The sequence below is a fragment of the Qipengyuania gaetbuli genome (assembly GCF_020524765.1).
Lineage (GTDB): Bacteria > Pseudomonadota > Alphaproteobacteria > Sphingomonadales > Sphingomonadaceae > Qipengyuania > Qipengyuania gaetbuli_A.
On sequence record NZ_JAIVLR010000002.1, the window covers coordinates 562058 to 586007 of the forward strand.

At 64.2% G+C, this 23950-nt stretch carries 25 protein-coding genes; 15 read left to right on the forward strand and 10 right to left on the reverse strand.

Annotation, left to right across the window (positions count from 1 at the left end; genetic code table 11):
- Positions 1 to 14: 14 nt before the first annotated feature.
- Positions 15 to 1136 (reverse strand): NAD(P)/FAD-dependent oxidoreductase, encoded by a 1122-nt coding sequence (locus LC083_RS11225; protein ID WP_226700458.1) that lies wholly within the window; start codon positions 1134 to 1136, stop codon positions 15 to 17.
- A 59-nt stretch (positions 1137 to 1195) separates the two neighbouring features.
- Between LC083_RS11225 and LC083_RS11230 the strand changes: the two genes are divergently transcribed.
- The 7 genes from LC083_RS11230 to LC083_RS11260 all read left to right on the forward strand — a co-directional run bounded on the left by LC083_RS11230 (position 1196) and on the right by LC083_RS11260 (position 6311).
- A complete protein-coding gene (locus LC083_RS11230) occupies positions 1196 to 2221 on the forward strand; it encodes an NAD-dependent epimerase/dehydratase family protein (RefSeq protein ID WP_226700459.1) in 1026 nt (341 codons plus the stop codon).
- Positions 2222 to 2316: 95 nt separating this feature from the next.
- Complete coding sequence (locus LC083_RS11235; RefSeq protein WP_226700460.1) at positions 2317 to 2874, forward strand: TspO/MBR family protein; 558 nt, start codon at positions 2317 to 2319, stop codon at positions 2872 to 2874.
- Positions 2875 to 2905: 31 nt separating this feature from the next.
- On the forward strand, positions 2906 to 3151 hold the full coding sequence (locus LC083_RS11240; protein WP_160606416.1) for an accessory factor UbiK family protein: 246 nt from the start codon (positions 2906 to 2908) through the stop codon (positions 3149 to 3151).
- Between the two features lie 70 nt (positions 3152 to 3221).
- Positions 3222 to 3479, forward strand: a complete 258-nt coding sequence (locus LC083_RS11245; protein ID WP_226700461.1) for a hypothetical protein — start codon at positions 3222 to 3224, stop codon at positions 3477 to 3479.
- 2 nt (positions 3480 to 3481) lie between these two features.
- Positions 3482 to 4081, forward strand: coding sequence for a DNA repair protein RecO (recO, locus tag LC083_RS11250; RefSeq protein WP_226700462.1), 600 nt, complete (start codon positions 3482 to 3484; stop codon positions 4079 to 4081).
- Positions 4078 to 5145, forward strand: coding sequence for a 3-isopropylmalate dehydrogenase (leuB, locus tag LC083_RS11255; RefSeq protein WP_226700463.1), 1068 nt, complete (start codon positions 4078 to 4080; stop codon positions 5143 to 5145). The genes recO and leuB overlap by 4 nt, the downstream gene beginning before the upstream one ends.
- A 32-nt stretch (positions 5146 to 5177) precedes the next feature.
- Complete coding sequence (locus tag LC083_RS11260; RefSeq protein ID WP_226700464.1) at positions 5178 to 6311, forward strand: glycosyltransferase family 2 protein; 1134 nt, start codon at positions 5178 to 5180, stop codon at positions 6309 to 6311.
- A 4-nt stretch (positions 6312 to 6315) separates the two neighbouring features.
- On the opposite strand, the gene LC083_RS11265 is transcribed toward LC083_RS11260, so the two are convergent.
- Positions 6316 to 7587, reverse strand: a complete 1272-nt coding sequence (locus tag LC083_RS11265) for a phospholipid carrier-dependent glycosyltransferase (RefSeq protein ID WP_226700465.1) — start codon at positions 7585 to 7587, stop codon at positions 6316 to 6318.
- 43 nt (positions 7588 to 7630) lie between these two features.
- Complete coding sequence (locus LC083_RS11270; RefSeq protein ID WP_413469457.1) at positions 7631 to 8023, reverse strand: hypothetical protein; 393 nt, start codon at positions 8021 to 8023, stop codon at positions 7631 to 7633.
- Between the two features lie 65 nt (positions 8024 to 8088).
- Between LC083_RS11270 and LC083_RS11275 the strand changes: the two genes are divergently transcribed.
- The 4 genes from LC083_RS11275 to LC083_RS11290 are packed head-to-tail and all read left to right on the forward strand — an operon-like array spanning position 8089 to position 11213.
- On the forward strand, positions 8089 to 8628 hold the full coding sequence (locus tag LC083_RS11275; RefSeq protein ID WP_226700467.1) for a TetR/AcrR family transcriptional regulator: 540 nt from the start codon (positions 8089 to 8091) through the stop codon (positions 8626 to 8628).
- A 40-nt stretch (positions 8629 to 8668) separates the two neighbouring features.
- Positions 8669 to 9874: a trans-sulfuration enzyme family protein gene (locus LC083_RS11280; RefSeq protein ID WP_226700468.1), complete on the forward strand. Its 1206-nt coding sequence runs from the start codon at positions 8669 to 8671 to the stop codon at positions 9872 to 9874.
- On the forward strand, positions 9871 to 10602 hold the full coding sequence (locus tag LC083_RS11285; RefSeq protein WP_226700469.1) for an SDR family oxidoreductase: 732 nt from the start codon (positions 9871 to 9873) through the stop codon (positions 10600 to 10602). The genes LC083_RS11280 and LC083_RS11285 overlap by 4 nt, the downstream gene beginning before the upstream one ends.
- Positions 10602 to 11213, forward strand: coding sequence for a 2-hydroxychromene-2-carboxylate isomerase (locus LC083_RS11290; protein ID WP_226700470.1), 612 nt, complete (start codon positions 10602 to 10604; stop codon positions 11211 to 11213). Before LC083_RS11285 ends, LC083_RS11290 begins: the two co-directional genes overlap by 1 nt.
- A gap of 4 nt (positions 11214 to 11217) precedes the next feature.
- Here LC083_RS11290 and LC083_RS11295 read toward each other — a convergent pair whose 3' ends face one another.
- From LC083_RS11295 to LC083_RS11305, 3 genes are read right to left on the reverse strand one after another with little or no spacing between them, the layout of a single operon-like run.
- Positions 11218 to 11619 carry a TadE/TadG family type IV pilus assembly protein gene (locus tag LC083_RS11295; protein WP_226700471.1) on the reverse strand — a complete coding sequence of 134 codons (402 nt, stop codon included), beginning with the start codon at positions 11617 to 11619 and terminating at the stop codon, positions 11218 to 11220.
- Entirely contained in the window at positions 11616 to 12095 is a 480-nt protein-coding gene (locus tag LC083_RS11300; protein WP_226700472.1) for a TadE/TadG family type IV pilus assembly protein, read from the reverse strand. The genes LC083_RS11295 and LC083_RS11300 overlap by 4 nt, the downstream gene beginning before the upstream one ends.
- Positions 12096 to 12098: 3 nt before the next feature.
- Positions 12099 to 13364, reverse strand: coding sequence for a TadE/TadG family type IV pilus assembly protein (locus tag LC083_RS11305; RefSeq protein ID WP_226700473.1), 1266 nt, complete (start codon positions 13362 to 13364; stop codon positions 12099 to 12101).
- 338 nt (positions 13365 to 13702) lie between these two features.
- On the opposite strand from LC083_RS11305, the gene apaG reads away from it, so the two are divergent.
- Positions 13703 to 14101 carry a Co2+/Mg2+ efflux protein ApaG gene (gene apaG, locus LC083_RS11310; RefSeq protein ID WP_160606534.1) on the forward strand — a complete coding sequence of 133 codons (399 nt, stop codon included), beginning with the start codon at positions 13703 to 13705 and terminating at the stop codon, positions 14099 to 14101.
- A 3-nt stretch (positions 14102 to 14104) separates the two neighbouring features.
- Here the strand turns inward: apaG and LC083_RS11315 are convergent, their stop codons facing one another.
- From LC083_RS11315 to argJ, 4 genes are all read right to left on the reverse strand, one after another.
- Entirely contained in the window at positions 14105 to 15643 is a 1539-nt protein-coding gene (locus tag LC083_RS11315) for a Ppx/GppA family phosphatase (RefSeq protein ID WP_226700474.1), read from the reverse strand.
- Positions 15640 to 17826 carry an RNA degradosome polyphosphate kinase gene (locus tag LC083_RS11320; RefSeq protein WP_226700475.1) on the reverse strand — a complete coding sequence of 729 codons (2187 nt, stop codon included), beginning with the start codon at positions 17824 to 17826 and terminating at the stop codon, positions 15640 to 15642. Before LC083_RS11320 ends, LC083_RS11315 begins: the two co-directional genes overlap by 4 nt.
- 100 nt (positions 17827 to 17926) lie before the next feature.
- Complete coding sequence (locus LC083_RS11325; RefSeq protein WP_413469458.1) at positions 17927 to 18724, reverse strand: inositol monophosphatase family protein; 798 nt, start codon at positions 18722 to 18724, stop codon at positions 17927 to 17929.
- Positions 18721 to 19947 (reverse strand): bifunctional glutamate N-acetyltransferase/amino-acid acetyltransferase ArgJ, encoded by a 1227-nt coding sequence (gene argJ / locus LC083_RS11330; protein ID WP_226700476.1) that lies wholly within the window; start codon positions 19945 to 19947, stop codon positions 18721 to 18723. Before argJ ends, LC083_RS11325 begins: the two co-directional genes overlap by 4 nt.
- A 113-nt stretch (positions 19948 to 20060) precedes the next feature.
- Here argJ and LC083_RS11335 point away from each other — a divergent pair, with 113 nt between their 5' ends.
- From LC083_RS11335 to secA, 3 genes are all read left to right on the forward strand, one after another.
- Positions 20061 to 20675, forward strand: coding sequence for an energy transducer TonB (locus LC083_RS11335; RefSeq protein ID WP_226700477.1), 615 nt, complete (start codon positions 20061 to 20063; stop codon positions 20673 to 20675).
- A 77-nt stretch (positions 20676 to 20752) separates the two neighbouring features.
- Positions 20753 to 21049, forward strand: coding sequence for a hypothetical protein (locus LC083_RS11340; RefSeq protein ID WP_160606448.1), 297 nt, complete (start codon positions 20753 to 20755; stop codon positions 21047 to 21049).
- Positions 21050 to 21171: 122 nt separating this feature from the next.
- Positions 21172 to 23934 carry a preprotein translocase subunit SecA gene (gene secA / locus LC083_RS11345; protein ID WP_226700478.1) on the forward strand — a complete coding sequence of 921 codons (2763 nt, stop codon included), beginning with the start codon at positions 21172 to 21174 and terminating at the stop codon, positions 23932 to 23934.
- Positions 23935 to 23950 lie beyond the last annotated feature (16 nt).

Below are 23950 nucleotides of genomic sequence, written 5' to 3' on the forward strand. Positions count from 1 at the left end.
CTGCGGTCTAGCGCTTACCCGTGCGGCGTTATCAGCCGCTCCCTCGCGAGCATCTCCGGCATGACGCCGACGCCGGACAGTTCTTCCGGCCATTCGCCCGAAGTCGCCAGCGCTTCCGCCGCCAGAGCCATGGCGGGCGAGGTCTGCAGGCCGAAACCGCCCTGTCCCGCCAGCCAGAAGAACCCGGGTGCTGCCGGATCGAAACCGCACACCGGAAGGCGGTCGGGCGCGAAGCTGCGCAGGCCTGCCCATTTGCTGGCAAGGCGCGGAATGGTGAGCGTCGTCGCTTCCTCGACCCGCCAAGCGGCGAGGGCGACGTCCTCTTCCTCGGGCTGCGCGTCGCAGGGCTCGCTGTCGTGTTCGTCCATCGGGCATGCGAGCAGGCGGCCGCGGCCCTCCGGCTCGATATAGAATCCCGGTCCGACGGTCTTGGTGAAGGGCCAGGGCGATACGTCGAGATCGGCCGGTACATCGAAAGTGATGACCGTGCGGCGCAGCGGCCTTATGCCGATCGGAGCGACGCCGGCCAGCCCCGCAACCTCGTCGACCCAGGCCCCCGCCGCATTGACGACAACCTTCGCGGCGTAGCTCTGTCCGGCGGTATCTGCGATCCATTGGCTGCCTTCACGGCGCAGCGCCAAGATATTTGCCCTTGTCGCGACTTCGCTCCCGGCAGCGATCAGCGCGTGCCTATGCCCCTCCAGCATCGCATGCGCGTCCAGCTTGCGTCCCTGATCGTCGAGCAGGGCGCCGATGATCCCGCCTTCTCCGGCGCGAAGCACAGGCACCAGCTTGCGCGCCTCATCGGCTGTCAGACGCCTCACGCCGGGTTGCCATTTTCGGTAGCCTGCCTCGACGCGATCGAGCGCGTCTTCCTGCCCTTCGAGCGCGATGAACAGCGCAGGGTGCCGCTTTGCCGCCGGCTCTTCCAGCAGCGGGATACTGGCCGCTGTAAGGGCCCTCACCAGCGGCGAGTCCATGTCGAAATGGGCAAAGGCCGCGCTTCGGCCCGAGGCGTGGACGCCGGGTGCATCCTCGGCCTCGCACACCACGACGGAACCATGCCGGGCGAGGTGCGCGGCAGCGGACATGCCCGCGATACCCGCGCCGATGACCAGATAATCGACCTTGCGCATCGAAACTCCGTTGCCCCTTGCAAACGTGCGGCCTAGCCTGCCTGCAAGGGAGGATAGTGATGGCAGGCACAGTACTCGTAACCGGCGGCACGGGCTATATCGCGGGCGAACTCATCCGCCAGCTTCTGGCGAAGGGGTGGACGGTTCACGCCACCGTGCGCAGCAAGGCCAAGAGCGAGGCGCGACTGCGTGCCCTGATGGGTAATCCGGGCGAGGACCGGCTCAAGATTTTCGAGGCGGAGCTGATGAGCGACGACGGCTGGGCAGAGGCCAATGCCGGCTGCACCCATGTCGCCCACGTCGCCTCCCCGATCGCTGCGGCCACGCCCAAGGACGAGAACGAGATGATCGTGCCCGCGCGCGAAGGCACGCTGCGCGCCCTGCGCTTCGCAAAGGAAGCGGGAGTCAAGCGCTTCGTCCAGACCAGTTCGATGGCTGCCGTCGCCTATGGCCGCAGCGAGAAGGAATACACGGTCGACGAAAGCGACTGGACCGACGTGACCCATCCCGATGTCTATCCCTATGTGAAATCGAAGACGATTTCGGAACGCGCGGCCCGCGACTGGGTGGCAGAGCAGGGCGGCGACATGGAGTTCGTGTCCGTCAATCCGTCCATGGTGCTGGGGCCTGTGGACGATGCGGATTTCTCGCCCTCGGTCGAAGCGGTGAGGCAGGTGCTGGCAGGAGCGATGCCGATGGCTCCCGACCTGGGGTTTGCCGTCGTCGATACACGCGACGTTGCCGATCTCCACGTGCGCTGTCTCGAAGAGCCGGGGCTGGGCGGTGAGCGTTTCCTTGCTGCAGGGCGATTCCTGAAGATCATCGAGATCGCCGATATCCTGCGCGATCACCTGCCCGCCGCCCACACCCGCAAGGTGCCGACCAAGGTGATGCCGAACTGGATGGTTTCGGTCCTCTCGCTGTTCAATCCGGGCGTCAAATCCATCAAGAGCGAGATCGGCAAATCGCGCCACGTCGATGCCAGCCACGCCAAGAACCGGCTGGGCTGGGAAACGCGTCCGGCCGAAGAAAGCATCGTCGATTGCGCGAAAAGCCTGATCGAACACGGTGTGGTGAAGGTTTGAAGCGTCCCGTTGCGGCATGGTTGGCGCGGCCCGGTTGCCAGCGCGCCGCCGGATAGCCAGAAGGGCATCAAACGAATCGCCTCTGGGGGTTTTCGATGAACGTATTGGCTTCGCGCGGCCAGCTTCGCGCAAGTTTCATTCGCTGGGCACTGTTCACCGTGCCCCTGTGCGTCCTCTTGGGCTTTCTGGCCGGCCAGCTCGGTGGTCCGAACAGCTTCTGGTTCCAGAGCCTGGAGAAGCCCGGCATCTATCCGCCCCCGGCGACCTTCGGCATCGTCTGGACGATCCTTTATGTGATGATCGGCCTTTCGGTCGCGCTGGTTTGCGCCGCATGGGGCGCGCGCGGCCGCGGTATGGCGATCCTTGCCTTCGTGATCCATTTCCTGCTCAACCTGGCGTGGACCCCGGTATTCTTCGGGATGAAGGAAATCACCGTCGCGCTGGTCGTGCTTGTCATGATCGACATCACGCTGCTGGTCGTCATCGCGCTGTTCTGGAAGGTCCGCCGGCTCGCGGCCATGCTGCTGCTGCCCTACCTCGCATGGGTGCTGTTCGCGACCGCACTCAATTGGCAGTTTCTCCAGCTCAACCCGGATGCCGATGGCGGCCTGCCTGCAGGCGGCACATCCGAACGCGTGCGGATCGGGAATTGAAGCGCGACCACTTCGCGCCTAGATAGCCGCCATGCAAAGCCAGAACCCGCTCATCGCCGATTTCGTCAAACTCGCCAATTCCGCTGCCGGCACGCTTGCCGGCATGACGCGGGAGGCCCGCGAAAGCGCGCGCGAACGTGCCAAGGAAGCTTTCGGCGGGATGGATTTCGTCAGCCGCGAGGAATTCGACGCGGTCAAGGCGATGGCGAGCAAGGCCCGCGAAGAATGCGACAAGCTGGCCGAGCGGATCGCCGCACTAGAAGCCAAGCAGGGCTGATCCTCCTACACAAAAGTCAGCTTAGGAACCGGTCGGGACCGCGCGCGTCACCTGCTTGAAAGGTGACGCCATGCTGACCCAGCTCGATCCGCCAATACCCTTGCATGTCCTCGGTCGCGGGGACGGCTATGCGCTCGCCGTCATCGATTACGGGCCGGAGCACAATCTGCTCTGGGTCACTGCGATCAACGAAACCGGCGAGATCTGGTGCGCGTCCAATCCCGAAGTCAGGATGCAGCAGAACTGGTCGATGGGCCGCAAGAAGAGCCTTGCCGTCAAGTCGTCCCGCGAAGCATTGGCTCGCACGGGGATCGCGCCTAACGGTTAGCCATGCACCTGTCCGCCCCCGCGATCCTGCTTGCCGCGCGCCCGCATGGCGAGACGGCCGTCATTGCGCGGATGCTGACCGAGGAAAGTGGGGTCGTTGCCGCCTATGTCGCCGGGGGCAGGGGCAGGCAGCTGCGCCCGGTGGTCATACCCGGCAACCTCGTCGAGGCGGAAATCCGCTCCCGGTCGGACAGCCAGTTGCCGTTCGCCCGGCTCGAACTCTCGCAGAGCCGCGGGCCGTGGTTGAGCGAGCCGCTGCCAGCCTCTGCCATCGCCTGGGTATGCGCGTTGACGGCAAGTGCGCTGCCCGAACGCAATCCCTATCCTAGCCTCTATGCCGCGCTGGCGGCATTGCTCGATGCGATCTGCAACGCGCCATCGGCGCGCGGCTGGGCCCCTGCATTGGCGAGCTACGAAATCCTCCTGCTGCGCGAACTTGGCTATGGGGGCGAGCGACCCGAGATAGCGGGGCTTGGCGCGGCTCTGGAAATTCTCGACCGCAACGAGGCCCAAATCGCCCGCTACCTGCTTGCGGACACGCGGGCGGACGTTCTAGCCGCTAGGACTGTATTGAGGCAGCGGCTGGGACGCATAGGAACATGAAGATTGCGGTATTGCCGGGTGACGGCATCGGACCCGAAGTCACGCGCGAGGCACTGAAGGTCCTCGATGCGCTGTCCCTGCCGGGTCTCGTCCTGTTCGAAGGCGATGTCGGCGGAATTGCCTACAAGCGCCATGGCCATCCGCTACCCGCAGAAACGCTGGACATGGCCCGCGCGGCCGATGCCGTGCTGTTTGGCGCGGTCGGCGATCCCGAATGCGATACCCTCCCGCGCGAACATCGGCCCGAACAGGCGATCCTCGGCTTGCGCAGCGAGCTCGGGCTGTTCGCCAATTTGCGCCCTGCTGCAGGTTTTCCCGGGCTCGAAGACCTCTCCCCGCTCAAGCCGGAACTGGCGCGGGGGATCGACCTCCTGGTCGTGCGCGAGCTCAATGGCGACGTCTATTTTGGGAAGAAGGGCGAACGCGACAGTGCCGGGGGGCGTGAAGGGTGGGACGACATGTCCTATAACGAGGAGGAAGTGCGGCGGATCGCCCACACCGGCTTCCGCGCCGCGCAGAAACGCCGCAAGAAACTGACCAGCGTCGACAAAGCCAACGTCCTCGAAACCAGCCGTATCTGGCGCGAGGCGGTCGTCGAAGTTGCGGCCGAGTATCCCGATGTCGAGCTCGACCATATGTATGTCGACAATGCTGCCATGCAGATGGTGCGCAGCCCAGGCCAGTTCGACGTGGTCCTGACCGGCAATCTGTTCGGCGACATCCTGTCCGACCAGGCGAGCGCCTGCGTCGGCTCGATCGGCCTGCTGGCGAGCGCGAGCCTCGGCGAACGGCAGACCGGTTTCGGCACGTTTGGCCTCTACGAGCCGATCCACGGCAGCGCGCCCGATATCGCCGGTCAGGGCAAGGCCAATCCGATCGCGGCCATCCTCAGCCTCGCCATGCTGCTGCGCAATTCGCTCGGCCGCGAGGAAGAGGCGAACCGCATCGAACGGGCAGCCGCGAAGACACTGTCGAGCGAAATCCGCGGCGCGGACCTCGGCGGAAGTGCCTCCACCGGGGAAATCGGCGATGCCGTGGTTAGGAACCTGCTAAGCATATCTTGAGATTTGCCCGCTAGTCGGGCCATGCAATGGACATGGATCCGCAAACCCAGCCGGCAAGCACTTTAGCGACCGCAAGGCCGCTCGAACTGGCCATCATCCTGCCGACGCTCAACGAGCGCGATAATCTTGCGCCGCTGGTCGTGCGGATCGAGGAGGCGCTCGGTCCGTCAGGCTGGGAAGTGCTCATAGTCGACGACAATTCCGCTGACGGCACTGCCGACGAGGCGCGGCGGATCGCGCTTCACGATCCGCGCGTCCGGGTCATCCAGCGGATCGGGCGTCGCGGCCTGTCCAGCGCGGCGATCGAGGGATTCTGCGCCACTGCAGCTCCCTATTGCGCGGTCATGGATGCCGACCATCAGCACGATCCCAAGTTGCTCGCCGTGATGCTTGCCAGCGTGAAGGCGGGCGAGGCGGACGTCGCTGTCGCCAGCCGCTTTGCCGAAGGAGCGAGTATGGAGGAATGGGGCAGGCCCGACCGCGAGAAGCTGTCGAGCATCGCCAACGCCCTTGCGCGCAGGCTCACCGGCGTCGAACTGTCCGATCCGATGAGCGGGTTCTTCCTGCTGCCGACCGAAATCGCCCGGCGTCTCGTGCCGAACCTATCCGGGATCGGCTTCAAGATCTTGCTCGACCTGCTGGCGACCTCGAAAACACCGCTCAGGGTGAAGGATTTCCCGATGAATTTCTCCGCGCGCCGCTCGGGCGAAAGCAAGCTCGACCGCGCCATCGCGCTGGATTTCCTCGCTGGCCTCTACGACAAGAGCTTCGGCAGGATTATCCCGACCCGCTTCGCGCTGTTCGGCACGGTCGGCGCGCTGGGCGTGCTGGTCCACATGGCCATTCTCTACGTTTTCCTGCTGGTTGCCGGCACCAACTTCAGTTGGAGCCAGGCCGCCGCGACTTTCGGCGCGATGACCTTCAACTTCTGGCTGAACAATTTCCTCACCTATCGCGACCGCCGCCTGAAGAGCGCGAACCGGATATTCTGGGGCTGGGCCAGCTTCATTGCGGCCTGCTCGATCGGGGCGTTCGCTAATGTGGCCGTCGCGACGACGCTCCACGACCGCGGCTTCCACGAACTTGTCGCTGCACTGGTTGGCATCGGTATCGGTTCGGTATGGAATTACGCCCTGTCGAGCCGCTTCGTCTGGGGCCGGTTCTGACCGCCTACTTCCAGCCGTCGATCCACGCCCAGGTGGCGAAGCTGTCTGGTCCTGCCAACGGTTCCGCCGCGAGGATCTCGTAGAAGAAGACGAAGAAAAGCGCGCTCAGCACCAGCACGGCGCCCGACACCTTGCGCCAGCCCGCCTGCCAAAGGTCATCCAGCGTGAGCGCCAGGGCGATCAGCAGGAAAGTGCTCGGTAGGAAGTAATGATAATAGAACTGGGTCGATTTCTCCGCGACCAGCCACAGGCCAAGGCTGACGGCATAGAGAACTGCGATGGCACCATGTGCGGGCGACTTCTGCGAAATGCCGCGCATCGCGCACCACACGAGAGCCGGAAGGCCCAGCAGCATGGTCAGGGGGTTGCCGACCAACAAGACGCCGCGCTGCGCACCGTCCACGTTCTCGTAGAGATACCAGATCGCCCGCAGGTTGAGCATCCACTCGGGCCAGGTCGATTCGTAGGGATGGCTTTGCAGGACCTGCGTCTGGAGGTCGAGCATCAGCCGGTGATGCGCTGCGATGCCTTCCTTTATGCCATCGACCTGAAATGAATATGCGGGCCAGAAGGTCAGCCAGTAGACGAACAGCGGCAGTATGCCGAGCCACAGGAAAGCCTCGACCAGCGTCATGCCGGGCACTGGCATTCCGCGTCGCGACAGGAACAGGCGGCGGCGGCCCGCGAACCACCGCAGTACAAGGAAAACGATACCGGGCGCCATGGCGAGCGGCACGGCATTCCATTTCGCGCCCATCGCCAGGCCCAGCGCGATCCCTGCGAGGGCAAGGCGGCGGCGGCCGGTTTCCGGCTCGCGCATGGCAGCTGCCAGCTGCCAGTATGCCAGCGCGATCGCGCAGACCATGAAGATGTCGAGCATGGCGATGCGCGAATGGATGAACAGGTGGAAGCCGGTGGCAACAAGCGTGCCTGCAGCCAGAACGGCGAACCGGCTCAGCGTCGCGAACCATACAGCCCGCATGATCGCGAAGAGGGTGAGGGCACCGGCGAGCGAGGAGAACAGGCGCCAGCCCCAAGGGTTGTCTCCGAAGATCGCGATGCCGAGCGCAATCATCTCCTTGCCGAACATTGGGTGTTCGCGATTGGTGAAATTGCCCAGTTCCAGCAATTCGCGCGCAGCCGGGAGGTAATGTACCTCGTCGAAATAGGGCGCGCTGGGGATCGCGAGGTTCCACAGCGCCAGCAGCCAGAAGCCGACCGCAAGCGCGGCGCACCAGGCAATCGGATCGCGGGGCTGCTCGGGTGCGCGGCTCATCACGCTGCGGCTTAGGCAGCCGCGGCGCGCGCCGCAACCCGCATCAAGCCTCTGCGCGCGCTTCCAACCAGAAAAGGCGTGCGACCATGGCGAGCAGGCCGATACTTGCGGTTGCTGCGACAAAGAGCAGCCATGGCCCGAGGTTCATTCCCGCCGCCCGAGCGCGGGGAGCGATCAGGAAAACCGCGATGCCGACCGCGAACAGCAGGTCCCACCAGACCTGCACGCCCCACAGGTTTTGCGTGTGATTGGTCCAGACCAGCAGCACGCCCTCGCGCGCGATCGTCACGGCGGTGAAGGCTGCGAACCCAGCCGCAAGCGCGGCTGCCAGCGTAGCGCTTCCTATCTTCGGGGAACCTGCGAGGACGTAGCCGATCGCAATGACTACCGAGACGAGGCCGGCGGCGGCGAGGGTTTCGTAAGCGGACACAGGCATTCTCCGAATCGAATGTAGCAGACGCTACACTTGTAGCTTTATGTAGCAGCCGCTACAAGCAGCGCATGAACATGGTCCGTATGTCGCGCGAAACCTTGCTTCCTGCGCTGGCGGCCCACGTCATGCAGAACGGGCTGGGAAGCCTGTCGCTGCGGCCGCTCGCCAGGTCGGCCGGCACCAGCGACCGGATGCTGATCTATCATTTCGGCAGCAAGGAAAGGCTGGTGGAAGCCTTGCTGGACTTTCTCGCGCTGCAGTTCACGCAGGCACTCGATACGGCCTTTCCCGCGCAGCGATCGGTTTCGCGGAGAGCCTGTGCGCAGACGGTGTTCGACATTACCGGCCAGCCTGAATTCGCGCCCTTCTTCAGGGTCTGGTGGGACATCGTGGCAGGGTGCGCAGCGGGGGACAGGGCCTATCTCGACGCGGCGGGCAGGATCATGGACCGGCTGCTCGACTGGGTGGTCGACCACTTGCCGGAAAGCGATCCCGATCCTGTCGAGGGCGCGCGCGCAGTGCTGGCAGTGATCGAGGGCGCCCAGATGCTCAGGGCGGTTGGGCGAGGGGCCATTGGCCAAGCGGGGCTTTCCGCCCTCGAAGGCTGACCCGCTTGCGGCACGCTTTGCGCGTGCTATCCCGCAGGCGATGAAAAAGACCACCGGTACAGATCGCTCGATTACTTCGAAATGGCGGCCAGCCACGCAGGCCGTGCGCGGGGGCACTTGGCGTAGCGAGCATGGCGAGACCAGCGAGGCGCTGTTCCTCACCTCGGGCTATACCTACGACAACGCGCAGACCGTCGCCGACCGCTTTGCGGGTGAGGCCGAAGGCATGACCTATTCGCGCCTTCAGAACCCGACCGTCGCCATGCTGGAAGAACGCATCGCGTTGATGGAAGGCGCCGAGGCGTGCCGCGCGCAGGCGAGCGGGATGGCGGCCATGACCACGGCGCTGCTGTGCCAGCTTTCGGCGGGCGACCATGTCGTGGGTGCCCGCGCAGCATTCGGTTCGTGCCGCTGGCTGCTCGACCATCTCCTTCCCCGTTTCGGTATCGAGACCACCGTCGTCGACAGCGCCGATGACGAAGCGTGGGAAGCCGCCATTCGCCCGAACACCAAGGTCTTCTTCTTCGAGACGCCGGCCAATCCCACGCTCGACGTGGTCGACCTCGCCCACGTTTGCGCCGTCGCCAAGGCGCACGGTATCACAACGGTGGTCGACAATGCCTTTGCCACCAGCGCGCTGCAAAGGCCGATGGACTTCGGCGCCGACGTGGTCGCCTATTCCGCCACCAAGCTGATGGACGGGCAGGGCAGGGTCCTGGCAGGCGCGGTCTGCGCTTCGCAGGAGTGGATCGACGAGGTCCTGCTGCCGTTCCAGCGCAACACCGGTCCGAACATCGCTCCATTCAATGCCTGGGTGGTCCTGAAGGGCCTCGAGACGCTGAGCCTGCGCGCCATGAAGCAGAGCGAGAATGCGGTTGCGCTGGGCAAGGCGATCGAGGGCCGCGTGCCCAAGATGCTGCATCCCGGCCTTGCCAGCCATCCGCGCCATGAACTGGCGACACGGCAAATGACCGCAACGGGCCCGATTTTCGCTTTCGATGTCGGCGACCGCGAGACGGCGTTCCGCGTCCTCGATGCGCTGGAGCTGGTCGATATCTCGAACAACATCGGCGATGCGCGCAGCCTGATGTGCCACCCAGCCAGCACGACCCATGCGGGCATGACGCAGGAAGCGCGCGACGAGATGGGCGTGACAGAGGGCCTGCTGCGTATCAACGTCGGGCTCGAGGACGCCGAGGACGTGAAGGAAGACCTCGACCGCGCCCTGGGGGCTGCCGGGCTGTGAGCAGGCCTGCAGCCCTTGTCGTCGGTGCAGGTGACGGGCTGGGCGGGGCCATCGCAAAGGCTTTTGCGCGCGAAGGCCTGACTGCCTGCGTTACCCGCCGCCCGCGCCACGAGGACAAGCTTGCCGGGCTGGTTTCGGAAATCGAGGCCGAGGGCGGCAGCGCCGTCGCTTTCGGGGTCGATGCGCGTGACGAGGAGGACACAGTCGCCCTGTTCGAACGGATCGAGCGGGAGGTGGGCCCGCTGGAAGTGGTTGTCTTCAACATCGGCGCGAATGTTCGTTTCGGCATCCGCGATACGACTGCGCAGGTCTATCGCAAGGTGTGGGAAATGGCCGCCTTTGCCGGCTTCCTGGCAGGCAGGGAGGCGGCAAGGCACATGGTGCCGCGCGGGCGGGGTTCGATCCTGTTCACCGGCGCAACCGCAAGCCTGCGCGGCGGGGCGGGCTTTTCCGCCTTTGCCGGGGCGAAACATGCTCTGCGGGCCCTGGCACAATCCATGACACGCGAACTCGGGCCCGAGGGCATCCATGTCGCCCATGTCGTGATCGACGGTGCAGTGGACGGCGATTTCATCCGCGGCCTCTACTCCGACTGGGAGGAACGGCTGGCGGAAGACCGGCTACTGGTGCCGGCCTGTATCGCGGAAGAGTATGTGCGGCTTTGGAAACAGCCGCGTAACGCCTGGACGCACGAGTTGGACCTGCGCCCGTGGAAGGAGCAATTCTGATGAGCAAGACGGTCGAATTCATTCTCGATCTGGCCGCGCCCAATGGCTACCTCGCCTGGTATCCGCTGAAGGATATCGTCGCACGCACGGGCGCAGAGTTGGTCGTGACGCCCGTTTTCCTCGGCGGGATGCACAAGCTTACAGGGAATGCGCCGCCGATGATGCGCGATGCGGACGTGAAAGGGAAAGTCCCCTACGCCGCGCTCGAATTCCAGCGCTTCCTCGACCGCCATGCGATGACGAAATTCCGGATGCATCCGGCGCTGCCGTTCAATTCGATCCTGCTGCAGCGGGTCCTTGTGGCGGCGAAAGACCAGCAGGAGATGCAGGCGCTCGTCGATGCGCTCCAGCCGGCGGTGTGGGAGCGGAACATCGACTGCTCCGACGTCGAGGCGGTGGGCGGCGTGCTGGCCGAAAGCGGTTTCGATGCGCAGCGCCTGCTCGGCGCGACGCAGGACGCGGAGGTCAAGCAGCGGCTGGTGGACAATACGTCGCATGCCGTCGAACGCGGAGCCTTCGGCATCCCGACTTTCTTCGTCGGGACCGAGATGTGGTTCGGCAAGGAACGGCTCGGTCAGCTCGAAGAATACCTGACCGGCGGCAAACCCTAGGGCGTCAGCTCGGCAGGTAGATCTGCTTCGTTTCCGTCAGCGTAATCGGCGGGATCATTGCGAAGGGAATGATTGGCCGAAGCTGGACGGTCATGGTCATTGTGCCCGTCTCGGCATTGTTCACCGTTCCGCGACGGAAGGTCAGAGTCTGGACGGCGTTGGGATCGACCCCGATCAGCGCAGCGCGCGTGGTCGCGATGACGGTTGCGTCGGTGGCTGCCGGATCGACCTTGGCCAGTCGCAGGCCTTCACCCATCGCATTGCGCATCGACCCGTTTGCGTTGAGCACGAGGCCGAAGTTCAGGATGCCGATCATCAGCGCCACCAGCACGGGCAGCGCGATGGCGAATTCTATCCCGAGGGATCCCTCGCGGTCGCGGCGCAGGCGCTTGAAGAAATGCGTCATTGCAGCCTCACGATGCTGTCGCCGGTCACGGTGGTCGGCGAATAGGGTACGGTGGCCCCGCTGAACATGGCACCCATGTTGCGCCAGTTGAAACCGGTCGACACGGGCTGGTCGATTGCGACACTCACGAAGCGCTTCTGGACCTGGCCGGGCGAGCAGCTGCTATTGAAGCTGTAGCCTTGCGTCCCGTCGCATTCGAGGATCAGCTGCACGCGAATATCGCTGGCCGGGCGGTTACTGGCGTTGCGGGCTTCGGCCACGAGATAGCTCGTGTCGGTCGAGGTGGGCCGCTTGGCCAAGGCAAGGTCGGTGGTCTGCTGCGCCGCCTGCTCGAGATCGATGCGCGTTGCCACGATCACCGACAAATCGACCATCCCGAGAAACAGCAGCGCGAGCAGCGGGGCGGCGAGCGCCAGTTCGACGAAGCCGACGCCTGAAGTGTCGTGATAGAGCTTGCGGAGGAAGTGATACAGCATGGCCTACTCCACCACCCTGATCGTGAAGGCGGACGAGTTGATCGTCGTCAGGTCAGGGTCGCAATTGTTGTCGATGTTGTTCGTCCCGCCGAAGCGCACGCGCTGGGTAACGATCAGCAGGCACTGCGCAGTCTGCGAGGAATCCCCGTTGTAAATCAGATCGTTAGTCGGAAAATAGATCGCCCCGTGCAGGTTGATGTCCGAGCCGCCGTTGATCGTGTTGCTCAGGTCCGACGCGATGCGGTCCTGGTAGAACAGGATCCCGCCCCACAGCGGGTCTTCCGCCATGGTGGGTGCGCGGATGTCGATTTCCGCGCTGCCGTTCACCGACAGGGTTGCGACCTGCGAAGGGTTGTTGCCGGTCAGGATAAAGGTGACGCCGCCGGTCGTGCCGGGAGCCATGAAAACCTCCGCACCCGAGTTGATCGTCAGCGAGCCGCCGTTGATCACATAGATGCCCGGGCGCAGGTACACCGTGCCCTGGATACGCAGCCCGTTGTTGTAGCGGCACGGATCGAGCGTGCGCGTCTGGCTGGGAGTAACGTTGACGTTGTTGAGGTTGCAGGTCGGCGACCATGTCAGGTTGCGACTGGCCAGCGGATCCTCGACCGGAAGGCCATAGGATACGAGCGAGGCGTTGGACGGCAAGTTGCCCGATCCGTAATCGATCCCCCCGACGCTCATGACGAGGTCGGTATTGAGGTAGCTCGAACCGCCGAGGTCGACCGAAACGCCGCCCGGAGAATTGGACGAAACCGGGCAACCCAGATTGACCTGCGCACCGCCGAATACGTCGATGCCAGTGCCATCGGTTGCCAGTGCGCGCACGCACGGATTGCCGATTGCGACGGCCGTGGCGACGGCGCGGGTCCGGATGGTGGGCGGGGTCGACAGGAAGACGGAAGAGAAGGGCAGGGCGCGACTGGTCGTCGCGACGACTTCGATCGCCCCGCTATCGCCCGTCCAGGCGCCGCTGGTCGGCGGCGTGGATACCAGCTCGATCGTGTGGACCGTGTTGGCGGTGCGTCCGACCTCGCTGGTGACCGCCGTGTTGTGGTCGCGCCCGAAGGACATGGCGAGCGCTCCGGCAACGGCGCCGGTATCGACGGCCTGCTGCATCTGCCGTTTCCAGAGATACCACTGGACCGTGTCCACGCTGATCCCCGCCGCTCCCACGAGCGCGGTGATCCCGGCCCCTGCCATCAACAGCAGGTTTCCGGTCGTGTCCTTCTTCAGACGCTGCAGAAATGTTCCGATACGCCTGCCCATTGCGTTGCCCCTCGGCTTGAATTTCTCCGAGAATGGAAACTATCCCTCCCTGGCTAAGAGAAAGTCGCAAACCGCAGTAAATCGATATTAACCATGAAAACGGCTCATCTGCTTGCAGCGAGGCAAGTCACGGGCCGAGCTACAACACTCACAGTGTGTCGAATTTCTACGTCCCCGAGACCCATAGGCGGCCGAATTTGCAGACATTCGTGAGCGCATGACGCAGGGCGATGATTGCCGGACGCCACGCCATTTTCGCTAAAAACGGCGGATAAGTGGGGTCTCGACACCCTCCCGGTCTTGTCGTCAGCGGGCGAATTCCTAATTTGGTACATGTGATCAAGGAGCTTTTTCAGCACGCCGCCACGACCGACGGGATTACCGTCCGGGTTGCCGTGAATTTCCTTCCCGAACAGTCGCAGCCCGATGCCGACAAGTGGTTCTGGGTGTATCACATCCGGATCGAGAACGGTTCGCACGAGAAGGTGCAGCTCAAGACCCGTCACTGGCGCATCACCGATGCGCGCGGCATGGTCGCCCATGTCGATGGCGAAGGGGTCGTGGGCGAACAGCCACTGCTCGCACCCGGGGCCAGCCACGACTACGTGTCGGGATGTCCGCTCGAAACGCCGTATGGCTCGATGGAAGGTTTCTACACCTTCGTGCGCGAGGACGGGTCGCCTTTCGAAGTGCGAATTCCCTTCTTCCCGCTGGCCGCACCCGCGACCGCCGGCTGAGGGTCAGTCCTCTTCCTCTTCTTCTTCCAATTCGTTGGAGAAATCGAACTGGCCGATCTTGATCCTGGGCTTTCGGCCCAGCCAATCGGCGAGGACTTCCAGATCCTTCGTCAGCGGCCAGGTGGCAAGCGCCGCACGGCTTTCGTCCATGTAGAGGACCAGTGACTTCTTCTTGAGCCGCAACCTGCTCGAGGCGAGGGCGACTCTTGCGCCTGCGCCCAAGCGGCGGGCCAGGCGGTAGCCGAGCCCCCAGGTAAGACCTTCGCGCAAATCCTCGTCGCTTGCGAGGCGGCGCAGGCGGTTGGGAACTTCCGTTGCGCCGAGGCTACCGAGAAGCGCGGCGCAGATCATCGCACGGTCGCGCGGCGTGCAGCCGATCCAGCGCTTGTCCAGCGCCCATTCTGTCGCATGGTTGGACCGCAGGTTCGGCTCAACGCGCTGCAGGGCGAGGGCGAGCTGCGCCGCCGCGAGGCGAAGGCGCTCGTTGCGCTTGCCGCCCCCGCTGGCGAGATCGACCGTCCAGCCTGCGATGCGGGTCGCATCGACGATCGGTGCATCGCGCGGTTCGGCAAAGGCGTGGACGCCCGCCAACAGCGGGTCGAGCGAACGGGTAAGGTCGTTGAGCTGCGAAAACAGCAGGCCTTCGCGGATGCCCCAACTCGAGAAGACGAGGCTTTCCGGCTTCAATTCGGCCAGCAAGGGCTTCAGCAAGGCGGCCGCATCGGGAAGGTAACCGGCACGCATCGGCGATATACCCGAAATCTCCATCAGCTTTTCGGGGTTGGCATCGACCAGCCTTCCGGCAAGATCTTGCGCTTCGTCCACCGTCAGGCAGAACCCGTGGGGGTCGGTCAGCGGATAGTCGCATTCGCGCATCGCGTAATGCGCAAGCGCACGCCACGTGCCGCCGATCATGTAGAGCGGCCCTTCGTGACCCGAAGCCCAGCCGACTCCGGAAAGCGTGTCGTGAACCTGCTGTTCGAAATCGCCGGCCGCGGCACGCTGGGCAGGAAGGCGCAGTGTGCCGAAGGGCAGGCTGACCGCATCGTGGCATTCGCCATCACCGATGGAGACGAGTTCGAGACTGCCGCCGCCGAGGTCGGCGATCATGCCTTTCGCCCCGGGAAAGGCGCCGATGGCGCCAAAAGCGGAAGCGCAGGCTTCTTCCTCGCCCGAAAGTAGGCGGGGGGACAGGCCAAGCGCAGCCACCCGGTCGAGGAATTCCCCGCCGTTCTCGGCATCGCGCGCGGCCGCTGTCGCGACCGTCTGCACATCGTCGATACCGCGGTCACGGATAATCAGGGCGTAGCGAGCAAGGGCGGCCAGTGCCTCGTCCATGGCCTCTTCGGGAATGCGCCCGGTTTCCGACAAATCTCTCCCGAGGCGTGCGGCGACCTTCTCGTTCCACACGGTTTCCGGCGAACGGGCCGTGCCTTCGTAGAGCACTAGGCGGACGGTGTTCGAGCCGATGTCGATAACGGCACGGGGCGGATGGATCAGGCGGCGCTGCCACTTGGCGCTGCGCGATTTGACGGAGGTCATCGCTTCGCCCCGCTCAGCGTGAGGCGCGGGACCTCATGCCGCTGGAGAGCGGAGCCGCGCCCCGAGAGCGAGGGGTTGGACATGAAATATTCGTGGCAATTGAAGCCGCCTTCGCCCTTGCGCATCCGCAGGTATTGCCCGTCGGGGCCGAGGCGCCAGCTCTGTTCGGTGTCGAGGATATTGGCCAGCATGACCTGCCCCAGCATCTGGTCGTGGACCGTCTTGTTGGTCACGGGAACGAGCACTTCGACGCGCCGGTCGAGATTGCGGCTCATGGCATCGGCGCTGGTGATGAACACCTTGGCCTGCCGGCTCGGAAGCGCCTTGCCATTGGCGAAGGCCCACATGCGGCCGTGTTCGAGAAAGCGCCCGATGATCGACTTCACGCTGATGTTCTCGCTGAGGCCGGGGATGCCGGGCCTCAGGGAACAGATGCCGCGCACCACCATGCGGATTTCGACGCCCGCCTTGCTCGCTTCGTAAAGCTTGTCGATCATCGCCTGGTTGGTGATCGAGTTCATCTTCACCCAGATGCCCGAAGGCTTGCCGGCCCGTGCATTGGCGATTTCGACGTCGATCAGCTCGTACAATTTCTCGCGCAGGCCGATCGGCGAGATGGCGATCTTCTCCAGGGCATCCGGCTCGATGTAGCCCGTGATGAAATTGAACATCTTTGCCGCATCGCGTCCCAAAGCCGCATCGGCGGTGAAATAGCTGAGGTCGGTGTAGATGCGCGCATTGACCGGGTGGTAATTGCCCGTGCCGAAATGGCAGTAGGTGCGGTACCCGTCTTCCTCGCGCCGCACGACGAGGCTGACCTTGGCGTGGGTCTTCCATTCGGTGAAACCGTAGATCACCTGCACGCCGGCCCGTTCGAGCTCGTTCGCCCAGCGGATGTTGCGCTCCTCGTCGAAGCGCGCCTTCAGTTCGACCACCGCGGTCACGGCCTTGCCGTTCTGTGCGGCCTCTACCAGTGCGGCGATGACCGGAGACTGGTCCCCTGCGCGGTAAAGCGTCTGCTTGATCGAGACGACCTGCGGATCGACCGCGGCCTGGTGCAGGAAATCGACCACCACTTCGAAGCTTTCGTAAGGGTGGTGGATGACCATGTCCTTCTCGCGGATAGCGGTGAAGACATCGCCGTCATGGGCCAGCACGCGCTCGGGATAGCGGGGCGAGAAGGGGGTGAACTTGAGGTCGGGCCGCGGCTCGTTGCAGATCGCCGACAGGTCTGACAGTCCCAGCATCCCGCCCGTCTTGACGATCATCGCCGCGTCGACGTCGAACTGCTCGCGCAGCAGCGCCTCTGCCGCAGCATCGCATTCGTCGTCGAGTTCCAGCAGGACCGCGCGGCCCCGACGCCTACGCTGGATGGCCGTGCGGAAATAGCGCACGAGGTCTTCGGCCTCGTCCTCGACCTCGATATCGCTGTCCCGCAGGACGCGGAAAATGCCGTCGCCGAGTATCTTGAACCCCGGGAAGAGCTGGCTGGCGAACCTTGTCACCAACTGTTCGATCGCGACGTAAATCGCCTTTTCACCGGGCACACGCACAAAGCGCGGCGCGCCGCTGGGGATCAGCACCATCTCGACCAGTTCGCCCTTGCGGCGGCCGCGCTTGAGGCGGAACAGCACGCCCATCCCGCCGCTGGCGACGAAGGGGAAGGGGTGCGAAGGGTCGATGGCCTGCGGCGTGATCAGCGGCAGGATATCGGTGGTGAAATAGTCCTCGAGCCAGTCCTGCTGCTGCTTGTCGAGCTGTTCGACCAGCGCAATCAGTATGCCTTCATCGGCCAGCAGGCCGCGCAGTTCGTCGAGGCTGTCCTGCTGGCGGTGTTCCAGCTGGAGCACCTGTTCGCGGATCGCGTCGAGCTGCTGGCGCGGGCTCAGACCGTCGATACCGGGCGTTTCGATGCCGCGATGCACCTGACCTTCGAGGCCGGCGATGCGGACCATGGTGAATTCGTCGAGATTGCTTCCCGAAATAGACAGGAAGCGAAGGCGTTCGAGCAGCGGGTAGCGGGCGTTTTCGCTTTCCGCCAAAACGCGGCGGTTGAAGCTCAGCCAGGACAGTTCGCGATTGGTATAGCGGTCTTCCAGCGCCATCGGCTCCTGCGGGGTGTCCGCATGGGAATCGCCGGTTTCGGCCTCGGGGCCGGAACTGGGGGCATTGCCTAGCGTCACTGCGTTTCCTCTGGTGGCTTGCCGGTCAGCGTAAAGCGAGCGTGCGCTATTGGAAAGGGTTTCGCGTTGCCACCCGATGTGCAGGCGTGTCGGAATTCCGTCATAAATGCGCGTAAAGCGCCGCCAATTCGTCCCACAGCGCTGGGCTGGAGGCACCAAGGAGACCGGTCCGCCCGTGTTCGTCGACGCGGTAGGGGGAGCCATCCGGGCGTGCCGCCTTGCCGCCCGCTTCTTCCAGCCACAACACTCCGGCGGCGTGGTCCCACGCGAGCGTGCGCTCGAAGATCGACACGTCGTTTTCGCCCAGCGCGAGGCGCGGATACTGTTCGGCAGCGCAGTAGGGTATGTCGACGAGCGCGTAGTTTGGCTCGATATGGCGCTTCGTGGCTTCGCGGCGCGCTTCTTCCATGTACACGAGCGAGATCGCCGCAACCGGCGGCGCGCGTCCGGTACCCTTGGCGATGACGCGCTCGCCATCGATGAAGGCACCCTTGCCGCGATGGGCGGAGCAGAACCGGCCCGTCAGGCAATCGTAGATCCAACCGGACTGGGTGAAGCCGCCTTCCGCGCGAGCGACGAGAACGCCGAACGGGCCGTGGCCGTTGGCGAAATTGCGCGTCCCGTCGACCGGATCGACAATCCAGCAAGGCTGGTCGAGCAGGTCGAGCACAGTGGGGTCTTCGTGCGCCGCTTCCTCGCCAACGAAGGCGAACGAGCCATCGATGCGCATGAGGCCTTCGCGCAGGAGCTTTTCGGATTCGCGGTCGGCGATGGTGACGGGATCGTTGCCGCCCTTGTCCTCGACTTCGCCCGCCGAAAGATTGCGAAAGCGCGGCAGGATCGCCGTTTTCGACACCTTCCGCATCAATGCGAGTATCTCGGCGTCGAGCGCGCTCAAGAACGGTAGTCCGCGTTGATGTCGATATATCCGTGCGTCAGGTCGCAGGTCCACACGGTCGCGTGGCCTGAGCCAAGGCTAAGGTCCACGTCGATACGGATGTCCTGTCCTTCGAGGTGACGAGCAACCGGAGCCTCGTCGTATTCGGGCAGGGGCTGACCGTCGCGCGCGGCCCAGGTGCCGCCGAAGCCGATGGAGAGGCGGTCGCGGTCGGCGGGTTCGCCTGCCTTGCCCACTGCCATGACCACGCGGCCCCAATTGGCATCGCCGCCGGCAATCGCGGTTTTCACGAGCGGCGAATTGGCGATCGACATGGCGATCTTGCGCGCGCTGGCATCACCGATTGCGCCGGTCACCGCGATCTCGATGAATTTCTGCGCGCCTTCTCCGTCGCGAACGACAAGCTGCGCAAGTTCGCGGCACACTTCGAGAAGCGCTGAATAGAAGGCATCCGCGCCGGCGCTCTCCCAATCTGAAATGACTGGATTGCCTGCCATGCCCGTTGCGAAGAGCATCACCGTGTCGCTGGTCGAGGTGTCGCCATCCACCGTGATGCAGGAAAACGTTTCGCTGTTCGCGCGCGATAGCATCTGCTGGAGAAGTGCCGGTTCCACCGCCGCATCGGTGAAGATGTAGCCGAGCATGGTCGCCATGTCGGGCGCGATCATGCCGCTGCCCTTGATGATGCCGCAAAGCTCGACCCGCGTACCCCCGACCAGCGCCGATGCATGCGCGCCCTTGGTGAAGGTGTCGGTCGTGCCGATGGCGCTCGCAGCCTCTTCCCAGCTGCACGGCTGCGCTTCGAGAGCCGCGGCAACGCCCGCGCGCGCCTTGTCCTTGGGCAGGGGAACGCCGATCACGCCGGTCGAGGACACGAAGACCTGTTCCGCCGGGCAGCCAAGCGCCTGGGCCACCTGGTCCATGATCTGCACCACAGCTTCCTGCCCTCGGTATCCGGTAAAGGCATTGGAATTGCCGGCATTGACCACCAGCGCACGTGCATGGCCGTTGGCGACGTTCTGCCTGCCCAGTTCCACTTCGCTCGAAGCGCAGGCGCTCTTCGTGAACACGCCGGCGACGCTGGTGCCTTCGGCCAGTTCGGCAAAGGTCAGGTCGGCGCGGTCCCATTCCTTGTAGCGCGCGCGTGCCACCCGCAGCACGGCACCGTCGATGGCGGGCATGGCGGGGAAGGGCTTGGCGAGCGGGGAAGGGGTCAGGTCCATTCGGTGCGGCTTATTGGGATGGCCGGTTGCGTCAAGTTCTATCGCCCTTTATCGCCTCCCCTGACGCAAGCAGGTCCGTCCGTTCCGGACGGCGCCCGCCTTGGGGGGACGCAATGAAATATCCGATCGCATTGATTTCGCTCGCCTTCGCTCCGCCGCTCGCGGCGCAGGTCGTGGAGCTGAACCCCACCAAGCGCGAGGTGGTCGAGGATCCGGCCGAAAAGGCCGAGCCTGCCTCGAACCCGGGCACATGGGTGACGACGGACGATTATCCGAGCTGGGCCGCACGGGCGGGTACCAAGGGCCGCGTGGTCACGAACCTGACGATCGAGCCGACTGGCCGGGTAAGCCGGTGCGAGATCGTCACCAGCAGCGGAGTCTCCGAACTCGACCGCACGGCGTGCGAGAAACTGATGGAACGCGCGCGGTTCAAACCGGCCCGCGACGCCAAGGGCGTGCCGGTCGCATCGCTGTATGAACAGGCGGTGCGGTTCACCCTGCCGAGCGCGACGCAACTGCCCGTCGAAACCAACATCGTGATGGAATTCGTGATCGCTCGCGACGGCTCGGTAAGCGAATGCACGGTGACCGGAGCGCCCGAAGATGCGGAAAAGGATCCTTGCGAAGCCGCACCGACTTTCGAGCCTCCGCGGGCCGAAGACGGCACGCTAGAAGAGCGCCGCTATCGCATGACCCACAAGATCGAGCGCCTGCCGGTCGATGACTGATCGCACCCCGTTCAAGAAAGTTTCATATTCGGCAGGCAAGCCTCTTCGCGGGTAAAACCGACAGCGGGGTGGACGGCATGACGATCAGCACTTATCTTAGCCGCACGATGATCGCCCGTTTCCTCGCCTTTCTCGCGCTCCTGACCGGCCTTGCCGCGCTCGGCGCGCCTGCGCAGGCGTTCGAAGGATCGGTCGGCGTCGGTGTCGAACAGCGTGCCGACCAGGACGATGCCAAGGACGCGCAGTCGCAATGCGCGGAACGGCAGCGCAAGCAGAAGTCGCGTACCGACAAGCTGACGCCGTGCAAGCCGCAGCAGCCGGTCGTGATCTATATCCCGACGGTGATGTTCGGGCCCGACCGCGCTTTCGAATAGCGTTTTTCCAGACCTGACGGTTTCCTGCCCGGCACCACTGCGTGCGCGGGCATTTTCCTTACATTGGCGCGTCTGATCGACGCCCGCATTCCATCATTCGTATCCGAGGCTGTTGCCCCACCATGTTCAAGACCATCACCAAGTCCCTGTTCGGCTCGTCCAACGACCGTTACGTCAAGTCGATCGGCAAGATCGTGAACCAGATCAACGCGCTGGAACCGCAGCTCCAGGCGTTTTCCGACGATGAACTGCGTGCGCAGACGGACAAGTTCCGCGCCATGCTGGCCGATGGCCAGACGCTCGACGACATCCTGCCCGAAGCCTTCGCCACCGTGCGCGAGGCATCGGTTCGCGTGCTGGGCATGCGCCACTTCGACGTGCAGATGATCGGCGGCATCGTGCTCCACCGCGGCGAAATCGCTGAAATGCGTACGGGCGAGGGCAAGACGCTGGTGGCGACGCTCGCCACTTACCTCAACGCCATCGAGGGCAAGGGCGTCCACGTCGTCACCGTGAACGATTACCTCGCCCGCCGTGACGCGGAATGGATGGGCCGCCTGCACCAGTTCCTCGGCCTGACGATCGGCGTGATCGTCCCGAACCTGAACGAGTTCGAACGCCGCGACGCCTATGGCGCGGACATCACCTACGGTACGAACAACGAGTTCGGCTTCGACTACCTGCGCGACAACATGAAGCACGAGCGCGGCCAGATGGTGCAGCGTCCCTTCAACTTCGCGATCGTCGACGAAGTGGACTCGATCCTGATCGACGAAGCGCGTACCCCGCTGATCATCTCCGGCCCGACCGAGGACAAGTCCGAGCTTTACGTCGCGGTCGATGCCATCGTGAAGAACCTCGAACCCGAATGGTACGAGGCCGACGAGAAGACCAAGAACATCACCTGGACCGAAGAGGGCACCGACGCCATCGAGCAGAAGCTCAAGGATGCGGGCCTCCTTGAAACCGACAATCTCTACGACGTCGAGAACACCCAGGTCGTCCATCACCTCGACCAGGCCCTCAAGGCCAACATCATGTTCAAGAAGGACACGGATTACATCGTGAAGGACGACAAGGTCGTCATCATCGATGAATTCACCGGCCGCATGATGGACGGTCGCCGCTGGTCGAACGGCCTGCACCAGGCGGTCGAGGCCAAGGAAGGCGTGAAAATCGAGCCGGAGAACCAGACGCTCGCCTCGATCACCTTCCAGAACTACTTCCGCATGTATCCCAAGCTGTCGGGTATGACCGGCACCGCCGCAACCGAAGCCGCGGAATTCTGGGACATTTACAAGATGAACGTGGTCGAGATCCCGACCAACGTGCCCGTCCAGCGCGTCGACGAGGAAGACGAGTTCTACAAGAACACGCAGGACAAGTTCAAAGCCATCGCCAAGGCGATCAAGGAAAAGAACGAAACCGGCCAGCCGGTCCTCGTCGGCACTGTCTCGATCGAGAAGAGCGAGCTGCTCTCCAGCTTCCTCGACAAGGAAGGCGTGACCCACGAGGTCCTCAACGCTCGCCAGCACGAGCGCGAGGCGCACATCGTGGCGCAGGCGGGCCGTATCGGCGCCGTTACCATCGCCACCAACATGGCCGGTCGCGGTACCGACATCCAGCTGGGCGGCAATGTCGAATTCCGCATCGAGGACGAATTGCGCGACATGCCCGACGGGCCGGAGCGCGATGCGGCCATCGCCAAGATCAAGGCCGAGGTGTCCGCGGAAAAGCAGCGCGTGCTCGACGCGGGCGGCCTGTTCGTGCTCGGCACGGAACGCCATGAAAGCCGCCGCATCGACAACCAGCTGCGCGGGCGTTCGGGCCGCCAGGGCGACCCCGGCCTGTCGCGCTTCTACCTCTGCCTCGAGGACGATCTGCTGCGCATCTTCGGTCCGGACACGCTGTTCGCCCGCATGATGAATTCGAACCTCGAAGATGGCGAGGCCATCGGTTCGAAGTGGCTGTCGAAGGCGATCGAGACGGCGCAGAAGAAGGTCGAGGCGCGCAACTACGAAATCCGCAAGCAGGTCGTGCAGTACGACGACGTGATGAACGACCAGCGCAAGGTCATCTACGAACAGCGCGCGGAAATCATGGACAGCGAAGCGGTGGACGATGTCGTCATCGACATGCGCCGCGATGCCGTGAACGCCATCGTGTCGGAAAACTGCCCGCCGGGTTCCTATCCGGAACAGTGGAACATCGAAGGCCTGAAGGAACGCGTCGAGGAAGTCTTCGGCCTGACTTTCCCTTACGAGGAATGGCTGCAGGAAGACCAGATCGAGCCGGAGCTGATCGAAGAACGGATCGCCGCCGAAGCCGATGCGCGCATGGAAGCCAAGATCGGCAAGGCCGATGCCGGCCTGTGGCGCCGGATCGAGAAGAGCCTGCTGCTGCAGGAACTCGATCACCAGTGGAAGGAACACCTCTCTACGCTCGACGCACTGCGCCAGGTGGTGTGGCTCCGCGCCCACGCGCAGAAGCAGCCGATCAACGAGTACAAGCAGGAAGCCTTCGCCCTGTTCGAACGCATGCTCGACAAGCTGCGCGAAGATGTGACGGCCAAGCTGCTGCGGATAGAACTGGCAGAGCCGGCGCCGCTGCCGCAGGTCGACCTGCCCGAACTGCCGGACTTCCTGACGGGCCATATCGACCCGCTGACCGGCGACGACAATTCGAACGACGGCGACGGTTCGGCAGAACGCGAAGACCTGTTCGGCTCGCTCGCCGGAAGCCCGCGTGCTGCCGCCAGCCCTGGCGGGACGGCCCGTGCCGACAATCCCTTCGCCGGCATGGAAATCAGCCGCAATGCGCCGTGCCCTTGCGGTTCGGGCAGCAAGTACAAGCACTGCCACGGCTCGGTCGGAGCGCAGGCCTGATCGTCAGGTAATGGGC

What these genes read in the sequence shown, in the direction of transcription:
- LC083_RS11225 (WP_226700458.1), bottom strand. Translation starts at nt 1,136, where the DNA reads ATGCGCAAGGTCGATTATCTGGTCATCGGCGCGGGTATCGCGGGCATG.
- LC083_RS11230 (WP_226700459.1), top strand. Translation starts at nt 1,196, where the DNA reads ATGGCAGGCACAGTACTCGTAACCGGCGGCACGGGCTATATCGCGGGC.
- LC083_RS11235 (WP_226700460.1), top strand. Translation starts at nt 2,317, where the DNA reads ATGAACGTATTGGCTTCGCGCGGCCAGCTTCGCGCAAGTTTCATTCGC.
- LC083_RS11240 (WP_160606416.1), top strand. Translation starts at nt 2,906, where the DNA reads ATGCAAAGCCAGAACCCGCTCATCGCCGATTTCGTCAAACTCGCCAAT.
- LC083_RS11245 (WP_226700461.1), top strand. Translation starts at nt 3,222, where the DNA reads ATGCTGACCCAGCTCGATCCGCCAATACCCTTGCATGTCCTCGGTCGC.
- recO (WP_226700462.1), top strand. Translation starts at nt 3,482, where the DNA reads ATGCACCTGTCCGCCCCCGCGATCCTGCTTGCCGCGCGCCCGCATGGC.
- leuB (WP_226700463.1), top strand. Translation starts at nt 4,078, where the DNA reads ATGAAGATTGCGGTATTGCCGGGTGACGGCATCGGACCCGAAGTCACG.
- LC083_RS11260 (WP_226700464.1), top strand. Translation starts at nt 5,178, where the DNA reads ATGGATCCGCAAACCCAGCCGGCAAGCACTTTAGCGACCGCAAGGCCG.
- LC083_RS11265 (WP_226700465.1), bottom strand. Translation starts at nt 7,587, where the DNA reads ATGAGCCGCGCACCCGAGCAGCCCCGCGATCCGATTGCCTGGTGCGCC.
- LC083_RS11270 (WP_413469457.1), bottom strand. Translation starts at nt 8,023, where the DNA reads ATGCCTGTGTCCGCTTACGAAACCCTCGCCGCCGCCGGCCTCGTCTCG.
- LC083_RS11275 (WP_226700467.1), top strand. Translation starts at nt 8,089, where the DNA reads ATGAACATGGTCCGTATGTCGCGCGAAACCTTGCTTCCTGCGCTGGCG.
- LC083_RS11280 (WP_226700468.1), top strand. Translation starts at nt 8,669, where the DNA reads ATGAAAAAGACCACCGGTACAGATCGCTCGATTACTTCGAAATGGCGG.
- LC083_RS11290 (WP_226700470.1), top strand. Translation starts at nt 10,602, where the DNA reads ATGAGCAAGACGGTCGAATTCATTCTCGATCTGGCCGCGCCCAATGGC.
- LC083_RS11295 (WP_226700471.1), bottom strand. Translation starts at nt 11,619, where the DNA reads ATGACGCATTTCTTCAAGCGCCTGCGCCGCGACCGCGAGGGATCCCTC.
- LC083_RS11300 (WP_226700472.1), bottom strand. Translation starts at nt 12,095, where the DNA reads ATGCTGTATCACTTCCTCCGCAAGCTCTATCACGACACTTCAGGCGTC.
- LC083_RS11305 (WP_226700473.1), bottom strand. Translation starts at nt 13,364, where the DNA reads ATGGGCAGGCGTATCGGAACATTTCTGCAGCGTCTGAAGAAGGACACG.
- LC083_RS11315 (WP_226700474.1), bottom strand. Translation starts at nt 15,643, where the DNA reads ATGACCTCCGTCAAATCGCGCAGCGCCAAGTGGCAGCGCCGCCTGATC.
- argJ (WP_226700476.1), bottom strand. Translation starts at nt 19,947, where the DNA reads ATGGACCTGACCCCTTCCCCGCTCGCCAAGCCCTTCCCCGCCATGCCC.
- LC083_RS11335 (WP_226700477.1), top strand. Translation starts at nt 20,061, where the DNA reads ATGAAATATCCGATCGCATTGATTTCGCTCGCCTTCGCTCCGCCGCTC.
- LC083_RS11340 (WP_160606448.1), top strand. Translation starts at nt 20,753, where the DNA reads ATGACGATCAGCACTTATCTTAGCCGCACGATGATCGCCCGTTTCCTC.
- secA (WP_226700478.1), top strand. Translation starts at nt 21,172, where the DNA reads ATGTTCAAGACCATCACCAAGTCCCTGTTCGGCTCGTCCAACGACCGT.